Source organism: Massilia sp. 2TAF26 (assembly GCF_052115005.1).
In the GTDB taxonomy this organism is placed as follows: domain Bacteria; phylum Pseudomonadota; class Gammaproteobacteria; order Burkholderiales; family Burkholderiaceae_D; genus Telluria.
This window is the reverse complement of record NZ_JBFRFV010000010.1, coordinates 144,092-159,903: the sequence shown is the minus strand read 5'-3', so window position 1 is coordinate 159,903 and position 15,812 is coordinate 144,092. Positions and strand designations below refer to the sequence as shown.

Here is a 15,812-nt window from a genome sequence, read left to right as displayed (position 1 = left end):
TTTCGGAGACAAACCATGAGCACTTCCAGCCCGATCGTCCGCGAGGACCGGGTCTGCCTGGTGGGCGGCAGTACGACCTGTTGGAGCAGGCGCAGGTGGGCGTGTTCAGGCGTTGAAGGGCGCGCACCTTGCCCGTTTTACAGCGAGGGCTTCACGGTTTCCTTTGCCTTGCGATCCGCCTGCACCAGTTCGGAAGGCCGGGGATCGTAAAGCTCGACCTTCGTCGACGTGATCCGGAGGCGGGCCCCGGCCGAGAGGCCACTATCGTCCTGGCACGCCGGACCGCCTGGCCACGATGGATGGGGGCTTTCGCACCACTCCGGGTCCGGTCCCATCTGGATGATGTTCGTCGGCTCGCCGTACTTGGCAATGGCGTTGGCGCGCAATGCCTTTACGTTGTCGTTATTCCAGGGCATTTCATAAATCACCCTTTCGACCACAATCGCGCCGCCTGGAATCGCCCGGACGTGGACCGAGGTTTTACCGGCCGGCGCTTCACAGTGCATATATAGCTTGTACTTTTTCCCTGGAAGGTAGGGATTCGGCTCGGCGAACGGTGTCACATCGAATTTGCCGTGGTCGCGCTGGCACTTCGCTTGCAAGGCGGCCTTGGCTTCGCTGGGGCTCATCCCCAGCCTGACACCGCCGAGATCGAAGGCCCTGACGTCCGTTGCCGATGCAAGGCCGCTCAAGAGCATCGCGGACAAGAATACTGCGGTTTTTTTCATCAATCTGATTCACGCTTGAAAAAGTTGCCTCAAGGAACATTCTAAGCGATGCAAGCGCGTAATATGTCGCCTATTGCTTACAGAACGATGAAAGGCCACACGTGCATACGAATCTGAGCGCTGCTCAATCCGACTTTCTCTACAATTTGTACCTGGTGCTGCGCGAAGCGCCGTTGTCGGTGCACGGACGTTACCGCACCTTCGAGACCGCCGCCGTCGATATGCGCCCCTGGCACGTCGAGGCCATTTCGCTCGATGCGCTCAGGCACCTGGTAAAAGAGCGCAAGCCAAAAGGACTCCGGCGCGGTCACAGGATGGCGCGCAAGGATCGTGGCAAACACTTGTTCGCCGAGGGCGCCCCGGTCATGACCAAGGACGAGATGCTGCACTTCTTCTTCGAAAACGACCGTGTCACCCTGGTCACCGGCCCCGAAAACGGAAAGGATGGCATCGCACATTGGTCGGCGCAGATTCCGGTACCGGAAGGCCGCCTGAAGGGCGGATCTTATTCCCCTCGCGTCAATCGCGAGGATCTGGACTGGGCTGAAGGCGAGCTGCGCCGTTATGAAGCTGGCCAGCTGGCCGCCGCGGCCTGACCGCTTTCGAGCCCGAGGCGGATTCCCGGCGCACTCAATGCGTCGCCCCACCCGCCAGCGCCACGTCGGCGTCCACTGACAGCGCCACCTCGACCGCAAGCCGCAAGCCCGCCACGACCTCCTCCAGCGCCATCGACGGCGTCGGTTCGGGCCAGGCCGCGGCCTGCTCGGGCAGGAAGGGCACGTGGATGAAACCGGCCTTCACGCCCTGCCCGCGCAGGTGGTGCATCAGCGCATAGAAGACGTGATTGCAGACGAAGGTGCCGGCGGTCTGCGACACGCCCGCCTTCAGGCCCTGCTCGCGCATCGCCGCCACCATGGCCTTGATCGGCAGGGTCGTGAAGTAAGCGGCCGGGCCGTCCGCGACGATCGGCGCGTCGATCGGCTGCTGTCCGGCGTTGTCGAGGAAGCGCGCGTCGTCGACGTTGATGGCGATGCGCTCCATCGAGATCTCCGGACGCCCGCCGGCCAGCCCCACCGCGATCGCGATGTCGGGGCGGACTTCGTCGACGAAGCCGAGCAGCGCCTCGGCGGCGCGGCCGAATACGCAGGGCAGCAGGCGCACCTCGACCTTGAAACCATCGCCGGACCAGCCCTCCAGCAGGCGCACGGCTTCCCATGCCGGGTTGATGGAGGCGCCGTTGAAGGGCTCGAATCCGGTGAGCAGGACAGTTTTCATGAGCTTATCGATACATCAGGAAGTAGAGCAGGACGATATTCGCCAGCAGCAGCGGCAGCGCGGTCGGCAGCTGGGCCTTGATCACGGCGTTCTTGTCCGGCAGCTCGAGCAGGGCCGCCGGGACGATGTTGAAGTTGGCGGCCATCGGCGTCATCAGGGTGCCGCAATAGGCGCTGAACATGCCGATCGCCGCCATCACGGCCGGATTCGCATGATACACCCCGACCAGTATCGGAATCCCGATGCCGCCGGCGATGACCGGGAAGGCGGCGAAGCCGTTGCCCATCACGACCGTGAACAGCGCCATCCCGATGCAGAAGGCGGCGCAGGCGACCAGGCGCGAATCCATCGGAATATACGAGGTCGTGATGTGGGCCACGGCCTTGCCGACGCCGGCCTCGGAAAACAGCAGCCCGAGCACGGCCAGCATATGCGGCAGCACCACCGCCCAGCCCATCGCGTCGATCAGGCGGCGCGCCTCGCGCACGCCCTGCAGCGGCGTGGCGCGCGTCAGCCAGCAGGCCAGCGCCAGGGCCACGATGGAGCCGCAGCCCATGCTCACCAGGGTCAGGTTCTTCGGATCGAGCAGCGGCGCGCTGTAGGCTCCCAGGTCGATGCGTACGTCCTTCAGCAAGGTCGAGCCGATCATCGTCACCACCGGAATCGCGAGCGCCGGCACCAGCAGCCTGTGGCCGAGCCGGGCCGCGCTGGCGCGGCGCGCGTCTTCCGGCGGCGGATTCGCCTTCCCTCCCCGCACCAGGCCGACGCCCGCCACCAGCGCCATCGCGACCATGAGCAGGCCGGTGACGGCCGGCGGCGTGCGCCCGCCCGCCAGGTAGAGCAGCGCGTACAGGCCCCAGAACAGCGCGCTCGTGAAGCGGAGCGGATTGCTGCGGTCGCGCAGGTTCATGATGGCCGTGGCCGCGAACAGCAGGCCGACCAGCACGTAAAAATCGTCGAGCGCGAGGATCATTGCGTGACTCCGTCGGCCACGTGGCGCGGCCTGCCCGTGCAGCGCAGGATGCGGGCATCGAGCCGGCGCAGGTTCCAGGCGTGGATCAGGAAGGCCGTGACCGCGGTCGGGATGCCCCACATCGCCATGCGCAGGGGATCGACTTCGAGCCCTTCGGCGCGCAGGATGGTCTGCATCAGCACGATGGCGCCGAAGGCCACGAACACGTCTTCGCCAAAGAACAGGCCGACGTTGTCGGTGGCGGCGCTCATCGCGCGGATGCGCTGGCGCATCGCCTCGTCCAGGTTGGCGCCGCGCGCTTCGGCGGCCGCCTCGGCCATCGGCGCCAGCAGCGGCCTCACCATGTTCGGATGACCGCCGAGGCTGGTCAGGCCAAAGGCGGCGGCGAGTTCGCGCACCAGCAGGTAGACCGTCAGCAGGCGCCCGGTGGTGGCGGAGCGGATCTTCGCGATGCTGGCCTGGGCGTGCTCGCGCAGCCCGGCGCGCTCGAGCAGGCCGATCGCGGCCAGCGGCAGCAGCAATATCAAGGGCAGGTTGCGGGTCTTGACGAAAGCGGTGCCGAGCGATTCCAGCAGGTGGACGAGGGACAGGCCGCCGGCCAGCCCGGTCACGCCGCAGGCGGCGATCACGACCAGCACCGGATTGGCGCGCAGCAGGAATCCGGCGACGACAACGGCAATGCCGAGCAGCGGCCACAGGTTGACAGCGGTGTGCATGGGTCTCCGTATGGATTTTTTATCGTGGAGATATTACCTCAGCATAGGGCGCGTCCAACGAATGGATGAGATCCGCCATCGCAGCCCGCGCCGCCGTGGCTTTTACATCGGAAGAACGGCCACTGCATGAACGCGCCACTCCCGCATTGCGTGTGCACATGACAAGGCGGCGCCCACCCGCTATGCTCGGTGGGTCATCCAAGGGAGGCAGCCATGAATTCGCTATTACGCAGAGTCTCGCTGCTGACCGCGCTCGGCCTCGCCAGTTGCGGCGGCGACATCGGCATCGGCATCGGGGTCGTCTGGCACGACGGTCCCCAGTACCCGTGGCCCAACCACCCCGACTGGCCCAGCTGGCCCGACCGGCCGCAGGGCGCGACCGGACTCTTCCCCATTGCCGGGGACGTCTGCGGCGTCTGCGGCGGTTCGAAGGACGGCACCGGCTCGGCGGCCCGCTTCAATGCGCCGGAAGGCATTGCCGCCGACACCGCCGGCAACCTGTATGTGGCGGAGCCGGCCAGCGCGACCGTCCGCAAGGTCACGCCCCAGGGCGCGGTCACGACCCTGGCCGGCGCCCTCGGCGCGGTCGGCTATGCGGACGGCAGCGGCGGCGCGGCGCGCTTCAACGGACCGAGCCGGCTGGCGGCGGATTCCCAGGGCAATGTGTATGTGACCGACACCGGCAACTCGGTGGTGCGCAAGATCACGGCGGCCGGCCTGACCGGCACTGTAGCCGGCAACGGCACCTGCGGCAGCGTCGACGGGCGCACGACGTCCGCCCAGTTCTGCAATCCGAAGGGCATTGCGCTGGACCGCCGCGGCAATCTGTGGATCGCGGATACCGGCAACCACACGGTGCGCCGCATCGATATCGACGGCAAGGTCAGCACCGTGGCCGGCTCGCCGGGCGTGTGCGGCAGCGCGGACGGGCGCGGCGGCGCAGCCCGCTTCTGCAATCCGCAGGACGTCGGCGTCGACGAATGGGACAACGTCTATGTGGTCGACACCGGCAATTCGACCGTCCGCATGATCAAGACCGACGGGACGGTATCGACCCTGGCGGGCCAGGCCGGCCAGTGCGGGGCGGTGGACGGCAGCAGCACCGTGTCGCGGCTGTGCGCGCCGAGCGGCATCGCGGTCGAGGGCAACGACTTGTATATCGCGGACACCGGCAACGCCACCATCCGCAGGATCAACCTCGACAACGTGACCAGCACGGTGGCGGGCTTGGCCGGCCGCCAGGGCATCCAGCTGGGCGCCCTGCCCGGCGGCCTGGACCGGCCGATCGGGGTAGCGCGCGCACCGGACGGCTCGTTCGCGCTCACGACCCATAACCTGGTCGTGAAGCTGCTGCCGGCGAAATAAGTTTTACTCGGGCCGGACAGGATTGCTGGCATCCTTCCCCACCACCGTGGTCCAGGGACGCACGCGCCAGCTCGTCACCAGGCCCTGGACGACGTAGGGGTCGGTCTTGGCGAAGCGTTCGGCGACTTCCGGCGAGTCGCCGCTGAACAGCAGGACGGCGGTGTCGGCCGGATCGGCCAGGGCGCCGGCGATCACGAGTTCGCCGCGCTTCTCGGCCTCCCAGGCCAGTTTCAGGTGTTCGTTGCGGAATTCGCCGCGGCGCGCCAGGTAATCGGGCGCCAGTTCATACATCAGCAGGTAGTGCACGGAGTCTCCCAGACATGGATTCGACAAGACCAAGGCATCTTAACGCATCCCAATGCGGGCCGGCCGGAGGCTGGCAGCATGGCGCCCATGAAACGACATCACATCACACTGGGCGCACGCACGACGGCCGACGGCGTCGTCACCTCGGCCTCGAGCTGCATGTCGATCGACGGCGCCCGCATCGCCCTCGAAGGCGATGAGATCAGCTGCCATGGCTGCGGCGGCACCGGCACCATCCAGTGCACCGGGCCGCGCACGCCAGAGCGCTTCAACGGCAGGCAGGTGGCGCTGGAGGGTGACCTGTGCATCTGCAACTGCGCGACGCCGCCGACACTCCTCCCCAGCCAGGGCTCGCGCTACCAGACGGTCGAGGACACGGCGGCCTGAGCAGGCCCTGCCCTGCAGCTTTGCGCCAGCCATGTTATCGTTGCGACATGGCAACGTCGCTTGGGTAATTACTCCGCTCCTATGGCTTTGTACCTCAGCGCACAGAACGTTTCAGGATGGCAGAGGTAGACTAGTAGCATGGACACCAGGAAAAAAGTAGCGGCAGGGATGGCTGGCTTTGCCAGCATGCTGTGGCTGGGCCTCACGGCTGCGGTCGCGGCCAACCAGCGCCGCCTCGTATTCAATCCTACCGTCGAGCGCGAAGTCAAAAGCCCGCGCAGCAGCGGCCACCGCACCCGTCCCGTGGTGTTGCGCGCCGCCGACGGCACCCGTCTCTGCGGCTGGCTGATGACCCCGCAGATCCCTGGCCCGCATCCGGCCGTCGTCTATTTCGGTGGCCGCTCCGAGGAAGTCTCCTGGGTGGTGCGCGATGCCGGCAAGCTCTTCCCCAACATGGCCGTGCTGGCCGTGAATTACCGCGGCTACGGCGATTCGCATGGCGACCCGGACGAGATCCACATGGTCGAAGACGGCTGCATGCTGTTCGACTGGATGGCCGCACGCGCCCACGTGGACGCACGCCGCATCGCCGTGGTCGGTCGCAGCCTGGGTTCCGGCGTCGCCGTGCAGGTGGCGAAGGAGCGTCCGGCGCATTCGGTGGTCCTGATCACGCCCTACGATTCGATCCTGGCGATCGCCAAGCGCAAGTTCCGCGTGATGCCGATCGAGTACATGCTGCGCCACCGCTTCGAGTCGATCAAATATGCGCCCGCCCTGAAGGCGCCGACTTATGTATTGCGCGCGGAAAGCGACGACGTGGTGCCGCATTCGCATACCGACCAGCTGGTGGCCAAGCTGGCCCAGTTGTGCGGAGACGACATCGTGCCCGGCTCGGACCACATGGACATCCCCTACCTGGAAGGCACCCAGAGCCGCATCGCCGGCTTCCTGAGCTCCCAGTTCGCCAAACCGCTGGAACAGGCCGCGGCGGCGGGTAGTCGCGCGCCTGACGCGGCGCCGGCAAGCGCCGCATCGAGCGCGCCGATTCCGGCGCCTGTCATCGCCTCCGTCGCTACCGATGGCGCGCCGGCGCCTCTCATTCCCGCTCCCGTCGCGGCGATTGCCGTCACGGCCACCCTCCTTCCCAACCCGGCCGATGCCATCCCGCTGCCCGCCATGGACGCCAGTCCCAACCTGGCCGCACTGCCGATCCAGGTAGCCGTCAAGTAAGCGGCAAGCCGGCGCGCATCGGCCTCGGCCAGCCTTTCGCAGCTGTCAAGACGTGTGGTTTTCTGCAAGAAACCACCGAAAAGTGGCACTATTTATATTTCCAGTAAATAAATTGCGAAGTAAAATCGTATTTGCCACGAATAAACAGACTGATGCATAGTTAAACGTCAAGGACGAATACGATGCTCAACCGCGTGGCCGACTCTCCGGTCTTGCCCGCCTCGGCCAGATTACACAATCGACACCACAGGATTCAACAAGGTTTGACACAGTCCGCGAGGAGACCCGCGGATGGCTGGTCCTTGCTTTGCCGCGTAGCGCGCAAGCTTGCAGGTCCTTCCAGATTCAGGAAAAACAGATGAAATTCAAGCAACTCAGTCTGGCGATCGCGGCACTCTGCATCAGCGCCAGCGCATCGGCCGACATCGCCGGCGCCAAGCTGGCCATCGTCTATGACGCCGGCGGCAAGTTCGACAAGTCCTTCAACCAGTCGGCGGCCGAAGGCGTGACGCGCTTCACGAAGGAAACCGGCATCAAGGTGTTCGAAGCCCAGGCAAACTACGACACCCAGGCCGAGCAGGTGCTGCGCGCCCTCGCGCGCAAGAAGCTGACCCTGATCGTGTCGATCGGCTTTTCCCAGACCCAGCCGGTGCAGAAGATCGCCGCCGAATATCCGAACGTCCATTTCGTCATCATCGACGGCAATGCCCAGGGCAAGAACGTCAATTCCGTGCTGTTCAAGGAACAGGAAGGTTCCTATCTGGTCGGCGTGGCGGCCGCCATGGCGTCCAGGACCAAGACCATCAGCTTCGTCGGCGGCATGGACATTCCGCTGATCCGCGCTTTCGCCTGCGGTTACGTGCAGGGCGCCCGGTCGATCGTCCCGAAGATCCCGGTCCTGCAGAACATGGTCGGCACCACCAGCGCGGCCTGGAACGACCCGGCCAAGGGCGGCGAACTGGCGCGCGCGCAATTCGACCGCGGCTCCGACGTCGTGTTCGCGGTGGCCGGCGGCTCCGGCATGGGCGCCCTCCAGATGGCCAAGGAAAAGGGCAAGCTGGCGATCGGCGTCGACTCGAACCAGAACTACCTGTATCCGGGCACCATGCTGAGCTCGATGGTCAAGCGCGTCGACAACGCCGCCTACGACGCCTTCATGAAGGCGAAGAACGGCCAGTTCACCTCCGGCATCACGTATGAGGGACTGAAGGAAGGCGGCGTCGACTGGGCGCTCGACAAATACAACCGGGCCCTCATCACGCCCGAGATCGAGAAGCGCGTGCTCGCCGCCAAGGACGACATCATCAGCGGCAAGATCAAGGTGGTCGACTACCGCGCGTCGAATTCGTGCCCGCAATAGGCGAATGTTTTTTTACGTAGGAAGCGCGCCGCGCCGGCCCGAAACCGGCGCGGCGCGCTTTTGAATGAATGCTTTTCATAATTACTTTGTCTAACGAAAACGGATCGCTATGCAGCCAGCCGTAGAATTCCGCAATATCAGCAAAGCCTTCGGGGCGGTACAGGCGAATGCCGATGTCAGCTTCTCGATCGCCAAGGGTTCGATCCATGGCGTGATCGGTGAAAACGGCGCCGGCAAGTCGACCCTGATGAGCATCCTGTACGGCTACTACAATGCCGACAGCGGCCAGGTCCTGATCGACGGCCAGGCGCAGGATATCCGCACCAGTAACGAAGCGATCGCCCTCGGCATCGGCATGGTGCACCAGCACTTCATGCTGGTCGAGAACATGACGGTGCTCGACAACGTCATGCTCGGCAACGAGGGCGGCTTCAAGCTGTCCGCGCACCGCGCCGGGGTCGAGGCGAAGCTGCGCGAGATCTGCGAACGCTACCGCCTCGACGTCGATCCGCTGGCCACCGTCCACGACCTGTCCGTGGGCGCCCAGCAGCGCGTCGAGATCCTCAAGCAGATCTACCGCAGCGCCAACATCCTGATCCTGGACGAGCCCACCGCCGTCCTGACCGCCCAGGAAACCGCCTCGCTGTTCGAGATCCTGCGGCTGTTCAAGGAACAGGGCAAGACCATCATCCTGATCACCCACAAGCTGCAGGAGATCATGGAGATCACCGACGAGGTGACGGTGATGCGTGCCGGCCGCGTCGTCGGCGCCGTCAAGACCCCGGAGACCTCGAAGGAACAGCTGGCCAACATGATGGTCGGCCGTCCGATCCAGAGCGAGCTGCCGCGCGCGCCCTACAATCCGGGCTTTGACGTGCTGAAGGTCTCGAACGTCCAGCTGAAGGACGCCAACGGCGTCGCGCTGCTGTCGGACATCGACTTCACGCTGCGCGCAGGCGAAGTGGTGGCGATCGCCGGCGTGTCCGGCAACGGCCAGAGCGAGTTGCTCGAGATCCTGTCCGGCATGCGCCTGCCGACTTCCGGCAAGGTCGAGTTCCTGGGCCAGGACCTGCCCTACGCCGGCCGCGCGAACGCCGACGGCCTGCCGGCCACCTTCCGCAAGCTGGGCATCGGCCACGTGCCGGAAGACCGCCTGCGCGACGGCGTGATCAAGGATTTCTCGGTCATGCAGAACACCGTGTTCGGCTACCAGGACCACGTCAAGAACCGCTGGGGCCTGTTCGACTTCAGGAAGATCGCCCAGCGCTGCGCCGGCCTGATGCAGGCCTTCGACGTCCGTCCGAACAATCCGGACCTGCGCATCGGCCTGCTCTCGGGCGGCAACCAGCAGAAGGTCGTGATCGCGCGCGAAGTCGCGGCCAGGCCGAAGATGATGCTGGTCGGCCAGCCGACCCGCGGCGTCGACATCGGCACCATCGAGAGCATCCACACCCAGCTGCTGCGCCTGCGCGACGAGGGCGTGGCCATCCTGCTGTCCTCGGTGGAACTGGAAGAAGTGCGCGCGCTCGCCGACCGCATCCTCGTGATGTCCGGCGGCCGCATCACCGGCATCCTGCCGATCGATGAATTCGACACTACCCGCATCGGCCTGCTGATGGGCGGCTTGCACAAGTCCTGACGGTAAGAGACATGAAAAAGACTGAACTCCCTCGCTGGGCCACGGGTTTCGCCCTCCCCATCCTGAACCTGCTGTCGGCGCTGCTGGTGGCGGGCCTGGTCATCCACCTGCTCGGCGAAAGCCCGTCGGAATCGCTGCACATCCTGATCGACAGCGCGATCCTCGATCCGGAAGGCCTGGGCTACACCCTGTTCTATGCCTCGACCTTCATCTTCGCCGGCCTCGCGGTGTCGATCGCGATGCAGGCCGGCCTGTTCAACATCGGCGCCGAAGGCCAGATGTATGTCGGCGGCCTCGGTCTCACGCTGGCCGTGCTGGCCTTCGATGCCCACCTGCCGGGCTGGCTGATGATCCCGGTCGCGATGATCGGCGCCGCCCTGTTCGGCGCGCTGTGGTCCTTCCTGCCTGGCTACCTGCAGGCCAAGCGCGGCAGCCACGTGGTGGTCACGACCATCATGTTCAACTTCATCGCCGCCAGCCTGATGAACTACGTGATCCTGAAGATGATCCCGGAAGGCCAGCAGAACCCGGCCTCGCGCGTGTTCGCCGACAGCGCCTCGCTGCCGCTGCTGAACAAGATCTTCCCCGTGTTCGGCGACACCCCGCTGAACATCAGCTTCCTGCTGGCGATCGCCGCACTTGTCGTGTATGGCGTGATCGTCTGGCGCTCGTCGTGGGGCTACAAGCTGCGCGCGACCGGCCTGAATACCCACGCCGCGCACTACGCCGGCGTGCGGATCGACCGCATGATCATCGTCACCATGCTGGCTTCGGGCGCACTGGCAGGCCTGGGCGCGGTCAATTCGGTGATGGGCTCGACCCACTACCTGTCGCTGAACTTCCCGGCCGGCGCCGGCTTCGTCGGCATCGCGATCGCGCTGATGGGGCGCCAGCACCCGGTTGGCATCTTCCTGTCGTCGGTGCTGTTCGGCGCCCTGATCCAGGGCGGCTTCGACCTGTCGCTCGAGAAGCCGAACATCCCCCAGGAGACCTTCATCTTCATCCAGGGCCTGATCATCCTGTTCTGCGGTGCGATGGAGAATTTCTACGCGCCGGCGCTCCTGAAACTGATCAACCTGACCCGCACCAGCAAGGAAGCATAAATGGAAGACTTTCACATCGCCAGCATCGTGGTGTCCATGATCCGCAACGCGCCGGTGCTGATGTTCGCCGCAATGGCGGGCCTGTTCGCCGAACGTTCCGGCGTGGTCGACATCGGCCTCGAAGGCAAGATCCTGGCCTCGGCCTTCGTCTCGGCCTCGGTCGCCTACGTCACCCAGAGCCCGTGGCTCGGCATCCTGGCCGGCGTCGGCGTATCAAGCGCCCTGGCCATGGTCCAGGCCTTCGTCTCGATCACCCAGAAGGGCAACCAGCTGGTGTGCGGCATCGCGATCAACATCGCCATGAGCGGCCTGACCTTCGTGCTCGCCCAGTTCTTCTTCCATGAAGGCGGCCGCACGCCGGACCTGCGCGAGGCGCGCCTGTTCGACGTCACCCTGCCCGGCACCGCCGCGCTGGACAACATCCCATTCATCGGCTGGCTGTACGGCCACGTGATCGGCGGCCAGTCGGTGCTGGTCTACGTCGCCTTCCTGCTGGTGCCGGTGGTGCACTGGACGATCTACCACAGCCGCTTCGGCCTGCGCCTGCGCGCCTGCGGCGAGAACCCGCACGCCGCCGACGCCGCCGGCGTCTCGGTCGAGCGCACCCGCTACCTGGCGATGCTGGTGGCCGGCGTGCTGTGCTCGTTCTCGGGCGCCTATCTCGCCATCGTCCAGAGCGGCTTCTTCCTGCGCGACATGTCGGCCGGCGCCGGCTACCTGGCCCTGTCGACCCTGGTGTTCGGCAACTGGCGTCCGCTGCACACCGTGCTGGGCTGCCTGATGTTCGGCCTGTTCGGCGCGATCCAGATCCAGCTCGAAGGCGTCGAGCTGCCGGTCGTGGGCAGCATCCCGGGCTCGCTGGTGCAGATGATCCCGTATGTGGTGACCGTGATCGTGCTGGCCGGCCTGATGGCCAAGTCGGTGGCGCCGAAGGCGATCGGCAAGCCGTTCGTCAAGTCGCGCTGATCACTCGGCGCTGCGCGCTCGTTCCTGCGAGCGCGCGAAGGTCCACGCAAATCCGATACCGGCCGATGTGCCGGTATTTTTTTTCATCAGCGGACTGTCCTGGTTCGCCGCGCCCGAGTAGGTTTCATAGCGGACGAAGCCGAACATCCTCAGGTCGGGGTTCAGGCGGTAGGTGCCGAACAGCCCGGTGCGCACCAGCAGCAGGCCGCTGTCCGCCTTGTAGGCCGGCCGCCCGGCGGTCGCATACTGCGGCTGCACTTCATAGAAATAACGGTTGATGCGGCCGTCGCCGAACACGGCGCCGAGCTGGGCTTCCATGGTCCAGCGCGCGGCCTCGCCACGCTTCTCCCACACCAGGCGCGGCTCCATGGTCCAGCCCTGGCGCCGCAGCCCGCCACGAGCCTCGATCACGGCGCGCAGCGGCAGTTCGAAACGGAGCCTGCCGCGCTCGCCGAGGTCGGCGAACTTGTATTTCACGCGCGGGCCGAACTCGACCAGGGTGCCGAGGTCGGGCATGCCGCGCCGCGCCTCGACGTCCTTCGAATGCGCGGGCAGCGAGCCGGCGAAGCCGACGTCGAATTCCACCTTGTCGGTGTTCACCAGGCGCGCGCCAATGCCGTTCTGGTCGGCGCGGAAGACCTTGCCGCGGTAGATCAGGTAAGGCAGGGCCAGGCCGCGGTTCGAGCGGTCGTCGGCGCCCGGATAGGCTGGCGTGCTGAAGGCGGCGGCGCCGATGCCGGCTTCCCACAGCGGCAGGTCGCGTTCTTGAGGTTGAGCCTGGGCGGCCGCGATGCCGGGCAGGATGGAGGCGGCCGCGAGGGCCAGGAGGGATAGTTTGTGCATGGGCGCCATTTTAACGGCGCCCATGTGCGCGTGGTGCGTGCGTTAGCGATTATTGATAGATGGCCTGCAACACCTGCGCCAGGTGATACCCACCCTTGATCAGCTGGGTCTTGGCAATCGCGGAGCTCGGCACCGGATAGTTCTGCGGTACTTCCAGGCTCCAGGTGTAGTAGGTCTCGCCCTTCTTGCCGGTCTGCGGGGTGATCTTGCCGACGGTGACGCCGTCGAACACCTGCTTCGACACCGCCAGCGCATCGTCCGCCCATTGATAGGGCCAGGTGGCCAGGTCGCCGGTGGAGCGGGCGACGTCCGGCTTGCTGTCGATCGCGGCCTGGGCGAACTTTTCCGGCGTCCTGGTCTGGATGCGGCGGAAGGCGTAGTTGACGGTGGTGCTGTCCCAGTAGGAGTGGAAGGGCTTGGTCAGCGCCTTGGGCACGCCTTCCTTGACCGGCTTGGCTTCTTCCGGCGGGATCACGCTGGACAGGTTGGCGACCAGGCCGGCGAGCTTGGCGTCGTCCATCAGCAGGTTGTTGCCGCCGCGCGAATCGAAGATCGCGGTTTCGTCGATCTCGGCCTTGGTCTTTGGCACCACGAACTTGCCGTCCTTGTCGACGAAGGCGGCGCCCACGTGCAGCGGCTGGTGGATGTCGCCGGTCATGTGGGTCAGCAGGATCAGGGCCTGGCGCGGGGTGAACTTGTGCGGGTTGGTGGCCGGGGTGTCCTTGCCCTGCAGGACGGCGATTGCCTGCTTCAGGGTCTGCACGATGTCGTCGTCGGCGGTGCCGGCGGCGCCGTCATGATAATGATCCAGCTGGAACGGCACGTCGGTGTAGTGGTACTCGCTGTGCTTCGGGTTGGCGTTCACGTACTCGACCATGTCCGGGGTCTGCGGGCCGCACCAGTTGCCCTTCACGCAGTCGGGCCAGGTGGCGATCGATTCCAGGGTCTCACCCGGCAGCAGGATGGCTTTCACCTGCTGTTCGGCCCTGGTGCCCTTGATCAGCTTGTCGGCGATGGCGCCGACCGCGCGGTGGCCGTCGTTGCCCCAGGCGAGCGCATCGGTCGAGGCGAAGGCGCCGGCCAGCGCGAGTACACAAACGAGTTTTTTCATGATGGTTCCTTGTCTGGACGTTTCATCGAACGGTGCTCAGCGCACCTTGTTGATTCGGGGCTGGGGCGCGGCCATGCCGGTCGCACCGATGCCCGGGTTCTGTTTCAGCCAGGCGATCAGCGCGTCGAGGTCGCGCATCCCGGTGTCATGGCGGTTGACGCCCTGGGCCAGCGCCGGGAAGTTGTCGCCGCCTTCGGCCAGGAAGTTGTTCGCCACGATGCGGTAGGTCTTGCCCTCCTCGACCGGCTTGCCGTCCACCTTCAGGCTGCCCGGCACCAGGCGCTGGCCGACCGGACGGGTGCTGTCCCACGAATAGGACAGGCCGCGCGAAACCTGCAGCATGTACTGGCTGTTGTCCGGACGGTCCCACTGCTGCTCCAGCATGGCGCGCAGCTGGGCGCCGGTGATGTCCAGTACCACCAGGGTATTCCCGAACGGGAGCACGGCCTGGGCCTGGCCGAAGCTGACCACGCCGCCCTCGCCCGCTTCCAGGTCCTTGCGGATGCCGCCCGGGTTCATGAAGCCGAGCAGCACGCCCTGGTCGCGGGTCGCCGCCACCGCGGCGTCGGCGATCACGTCGCCCAGCGGCGATTCGCCGGCGTCGCTGTCCTTGCGCGACACGCCGGACGCGGAGATGCGCGCGATCGGCCTGGCCAGTTCGGCGGCGCTGCGGGCGCGCACGTCCTGCAGGTAGGCCGTCATCTGCGCATCCGGGGTAAAGGCCGGATTGCCAGGCAGGTCGGGCGCCATGACGACGTTGCGGACCTGGATGTCGTCGACCTTGCCGCTGCCCGGCTCGACAGTCATCTTGATGCGCGACAGCACGTGGCCGGCATAGTCGGCCTGCGTCACCACGCGGCCGTCGACCTTGCAAAGGTAACCCTTGTGCGAGTGGCCGGTGATGACCAGGCGGATCGCCGGATCGAGCTTCTTGACGATGCCGACGATCGGGCCTTCGAGGCCGTCGCAATACGTCTTGTCGAAGGGCTCGCCGGTGTGGCCGCCCTCGTGGATCAGGACCACGAATACCTGCGCACCCTGGGCGCGCATGGCGGGAATCACCTTGTTGATCGACTCGGCCTCGTCGAGGAAGGACAGGCCCTTGATCGAGGAAGACACCGTCACCGACGGCGTGTCCTTCAGCACCGCGCCGATCAGGCCGACCTTCACGCCCTTGACGTCGACGACGCGCCAGGCCGGCACCAGGTTCTTGCCGGTCGCGGCATCGACGACGTTGGCGGCCAGGTAAGTAAAACCGGCGCCGCGGAAGTCCTTCGACAGCCGGCAAGCCTTGTCCGGGCGCGGCGAATCGCAGCCGCCGTGCTGCTGGCGCAGCAGTTCCTTGCTGCCGGGGTCGAACTCGTGATTGCCGAGCGAGCTGGCGACCAGGCCCATCCGGTTCATCGCCTCGATGGTCGGCTCGTCCGCGAACATCGAGGACACCGCCGGGCTCGCGCCCACCAGGTCGCCGGCGGCGACGAACAGCAGGTCCTTGTCTTCCTTGCGGAAGGCGTCCAGCGCGCCCTTCAGCACGTCGATGCCGCCGGCGCGGATGTTTTCCTTCTTCTCGCTGCCCATCGGCGCATAGCTGTACCTGCTGGATTCCAGGTTGCCGTGGAAATCGTTGATGGCGACGATATTGAGTTCGATCGGGCCGCGCGGCGCCGTTGCGGGAGCGCTCGCGCAACCCGCCAGCACCAGGCCGGCTGCCAGCACGGTGAGGCCGGTGCGGAGGGGACGGGAAACGGTCATGAAGTGGTACACCTTATCTTGTTGCGATGGATTGCAAGCCGAAGATTATTGCATGTAA

General features: G+C 65.9%; 16 protein-coding genes. 8 read left to right on the top strand and 8 right to left on the bottom strand.

What is annotated here, in order from left to right:
- Positions 1-137: 137 nt before the first annotated feature.
- On the bottom strand, positions 138-728 hold the full coding sequence (locus AB4Z32_RS13135; RefSeq protein WP_442122288.1) for a hypothetical protein: 591 nt from the start codon (positions 726-728) through the stop codon (positions 138-140).
- Between the two features lie 101 nt (positions 729-829).
- Here AB4Z32_RS13135 and AB4Z32_RS13130 point away from each other — a divergent pair, with 101 nt between their 5' ends.
- Complete coding sequence (locus AB4Z32_RS13130; protein WP_442122287.1) at positions 830-1,324, top strand: hypothetical protein; 495 nt, start codon at positions 830-832, stop codon at positions 1,322-1,324.
- Positions 1,325-1,358: 34 nt separating this feature from the next.
- Here the strand turns inward: AB4Z32_RS13130 and pcp are convergent, their stop codons facing one another.
- Genes pcp through AB4Z32_RS13115 form a run of 3 tightly spaced genes read right to left on the bottom strand, consistent with a single transcriptional unit; the run spans position 1,359 to position 3,692 of the window.
- Positions 1,359-2,003 (bottom strand): pyroglutamyl-peptidase I, encoded by a 645-nt coding sequence (gene pcp / locus AB4Z32_RS13125; protein ID WP_442122286.1) that lies wholly within the window; start codon positions 2,001-2,003, stop codon positions 1,359-1,361.
- 4 nt (positions 2,004-2,007) lie between these two features.
- A complete protein-coding gene (locus AB4Z32_RS13120; RefSeq protein ID WP_442122285.1) occupies positions 2,008-2,976 on the bottom strand; it encodes a DUF979 domain-containing protein in 969 nt (322 codons plus the stop codon).
- Positions 2,973-3,692 carry a DUF969 domain-containing protein gene (locus AB4Z32_RS13115; RefSeq protein WP_442122284.1) on the bottom strand — a complete coding sequence of 240 codons (720 nt, stop codon included), beginning with the start codon at positions 3,690-3,692 and terminating at the stop codon, positions 2,973-2,975. The genes AB4Z32_RS13120 and AB4Z32_RS13115 overlap by 4 nt, the downstream gene beginning before the upstream one ends.
- A gap of 213 nt (positions 3,693-3,905) precedes the next feature.
- Here AB4Z32_RS13115 and AB4Z32_RS13110 point away from each other — a divergent pair, with 213 nt between their 5' ends.
- A complete protein-coding gene (locus tag AB4Z32_RS13110) occupies positions 3,906-5,057 on the top strand; it encodes an NHL domain-containing protein (protein WP_442122283.1) in 1,152 nt (383 codons plus the stop codon).
- A 3-nt stretch (positions 5,058-5,060) separates the two neighbouring features.
- Here AB4Z32_RS13110 and AB4Z32_RS13105 read toward each other — a convergent pair whose 3' ends face one another.
- Positions 5,061-5,363: a YciI-like protein gene (locus tag AB4Z32_RS13105; protein ID WP_442122282.1), complete on the bottom strand. Its 303-nt coding sequence runs from the start codon at positions 5,361-5,363 to the stop codon at positions 5,061-5,063.
- An 87-nt stretch (positions 5,364-5,450) separates the two neighbouring features.
- Between AB4Z32_RS13105 and AB4Z32_RS13100 the strand changes: the two genes are divergently transcribed.
- From AB4Z32_RS13100 to AB4Z32_RS13075, 6 genes are all read left to right on the top strand, one after another.
- Positions 5,451-5,750 (top strand): PAAR domain-containing protein, encoded by a 300-nt coding sequence (locus AB4Z32_RS13100; protein ID WP_442122281.1) that lies wholly within the window; start codon positions 5,451-5,453, stop codon positions 5,748-5,750.
- Between the two features lie 168 nt (positions 5,751-5,918).
- Positions 5,919-6,980, top strand: a complete 1,062-nt coding sequence (locus tag AB4Z32_RS13095) for an alpha/beta hydrolase (RefSeq protein WP_442122280.1) — start codon at positions 5,919-5,921, stop codon at positions 6,978-6,980.
- Between the two features lie 358 nt (positions 6,981-7,338).
- Positions 7,339-8,340: a BMP family lipoprotein gene (locus AB4Z32_RS13090; RefSeq protein WP_442122279.1), complete on the top strand. Its 1,002-nt coding sequence runs from the start codon at positions 7,339-7,341 to the stop codon at positions 8,338-8,340.
- Between the two features lie 109 nt (positions 8,341-8,449).
- The gene (locus AB4Z32_RS13085; protein ID WP_442122278.1) at positions 8,450-9,979 is read left to right on the top strand and encodes an ABC transporter ATP-binding protein; all 1,530 of its coding nucleotides are present in this window, start codon (positions 8,450-8,452) and stop codon (positions 9,977-9,979) included.
- A gap of 11 nt (positions 9,980-9,990) precedes the next feature.
- Positions 9,991-11,082, top strand: coding sequence for an ABC transporter permease (locus AB4Z32_RS13080; protein WP_442122277.1), 1,092 nt, complete (start codon positions 9,991-9,993; stop codon positions 11,080-11,082).
- On the top strand, positions 11,083-12,048 hold the full coding sequence (locus AB4Z32_RS13075; RefSeq protein ID WP_442122276.1) for an ABC transporter permease: 966 nt from the start codon (positions 11,083-11,085) through the stop codon (positions 12,046-12,048). It abuts the gene before it with no gap.
- Here the strand turns inward: AB4Z32_RS13075 and AB4Z32_RS13070 are convergent, their stop codons facing one another.
- From AB4Z32_RS13070 to AB4Z32_RS13060, 3 genes are read right to left on the bottom strand one after another with little or no spacing between them, the layout of a single operon-like run.
- Complete coding sequence (locus tag AB4Z32_RS13070; protein WP_442122275.1) at positions 12,049-12,891, bottom strand: MipA/OmpV family protein; 843 nt, start codon at positions 12,889-12,891, stop codon at positions 12,049-12,051.
- 49 nt (positions 12,892-12,940) lie between these two features.
- Positions 12,941-14,002: a S1/P1 nuclease gene (locus AB4Z32_RS13065; protein WP_442122274.1), complete on the bottom strand. Its 1,062-nt coding sequence runs from the start codon at positions 14,000-14,002 to the stop codon at positions 12,941-12,943.
- A 36-nt stretch (positions 14,003-14,038) separates the two neighbouring features.
- A complete protein-coding gene (locus AB4Z32_RS13060; protein ID WP_442122273.1) occupies positions 14,039-15,754 on the bottom strand; it encodes a bifunctional metallophosphatase/5'-nucleotidase in 1,716 nt (571 codons plus the stop codon).
- Positions 15,755-15,812: the final 58 nt, after the last annotated feature.

Coding starts and splice junctions, on each gene's coding strand:
- AB4Z32_RS13135 (WP_442122288.1), bottom strand. CDS start 728: ATGAAAAAAACCGCAGTATTCTTGTCCGCGATGCTCTTGAGCGGCCTT.
- pcp (WP_442122286.1), bottom strand. CDS start 2,003: ATGAAAACTGTCCTGCTCACCGGATTCGAGCCCTTCAACGGCGCCTCC.
- AB4Z32_RS13120 (WP_442122285.1), bottom strand. CDS start 2,976: ATGATCCTCGCGCTCGACGATTTTTACGTGCTGGTCGGCCTGCTGTTC.
- AB4Z32_RS13115 (WP_442122284.1), bottom strand. CDS start 3,692: ATGCACACCGCTGTCAACCTGTGGCCGCTGCTCGGCATTGCCGTTGTC.
- AB4Z32_RS13110 (WP_442122283.1), top strand. CDS start 3,906: ATGAATTCGCTATTACGCAGAGTCTCGCTGCTGACCGCGCTCGGCCTC.
- AB4Z32_RS13100 (WP_442122281.1), top strand. CDS start 5,451: ATGAAACGACATCACATCACACTGGGCGCACGCACGACGGCCGACGGC.
- AB4Z32_RS13095 (WP_442122280.1), top strand. CDS start 5,919: ATGGCTGGCTTTGCCAGCATGCTGTGGCTGGGCCTCACGGCTGCGGTC.
- AB4Z32_RS13090 (WP_442122279.1), top strand. CDS start 7,339: ATGAAATTCAAGCAACTCAGTCTGGCGATCGCGGCACTCTGCATCAGC.
- AB4Z32_RS13085 (WP_442122278.1), top strand. CDS start 8,450: ATGCAGCCAGCCGTAGAATTCCGCAATATCAGCAAAGCCTTCGGGGCG.
- AB4Z32_RS13080 (WP_442122277.1), top strand. CDS start 9,991: ATGAAAAAGACTGAACTCCCTCGCTGGGCCACGGGTTTCGCCCTCCCC.
- AB4Z32_RS13075 (WP_442122276.1), top strand. CDS start 11,083: ATGGAAGACTTTCACATCGCCAGCATCGTGGTGTCCATGATCCGCAAC.
- AB4Z32_RS13070 (WP_442122275.1), bottom strand. CDS start 12,891: ATGCACAAACTATCCCTCCTGGCCCTCGCGGCCGCCTCCATCCTGCCC.
- AB4Z32_RS13065 (WP_442122274.1), bottom strand. CDS start 14,002: ATGAAAAAACTCGTTTGTGTACTCGCGCTGGCCGGCGCCTTCGCCTCG.
- AB4Z32_RS13060 (WP_442122273.1), bottom strand. CDS start 15,754: ATGACCGTTTCCCGTCCCCTCCGCACCGGCCTCACCGTGCTGGCAGCC.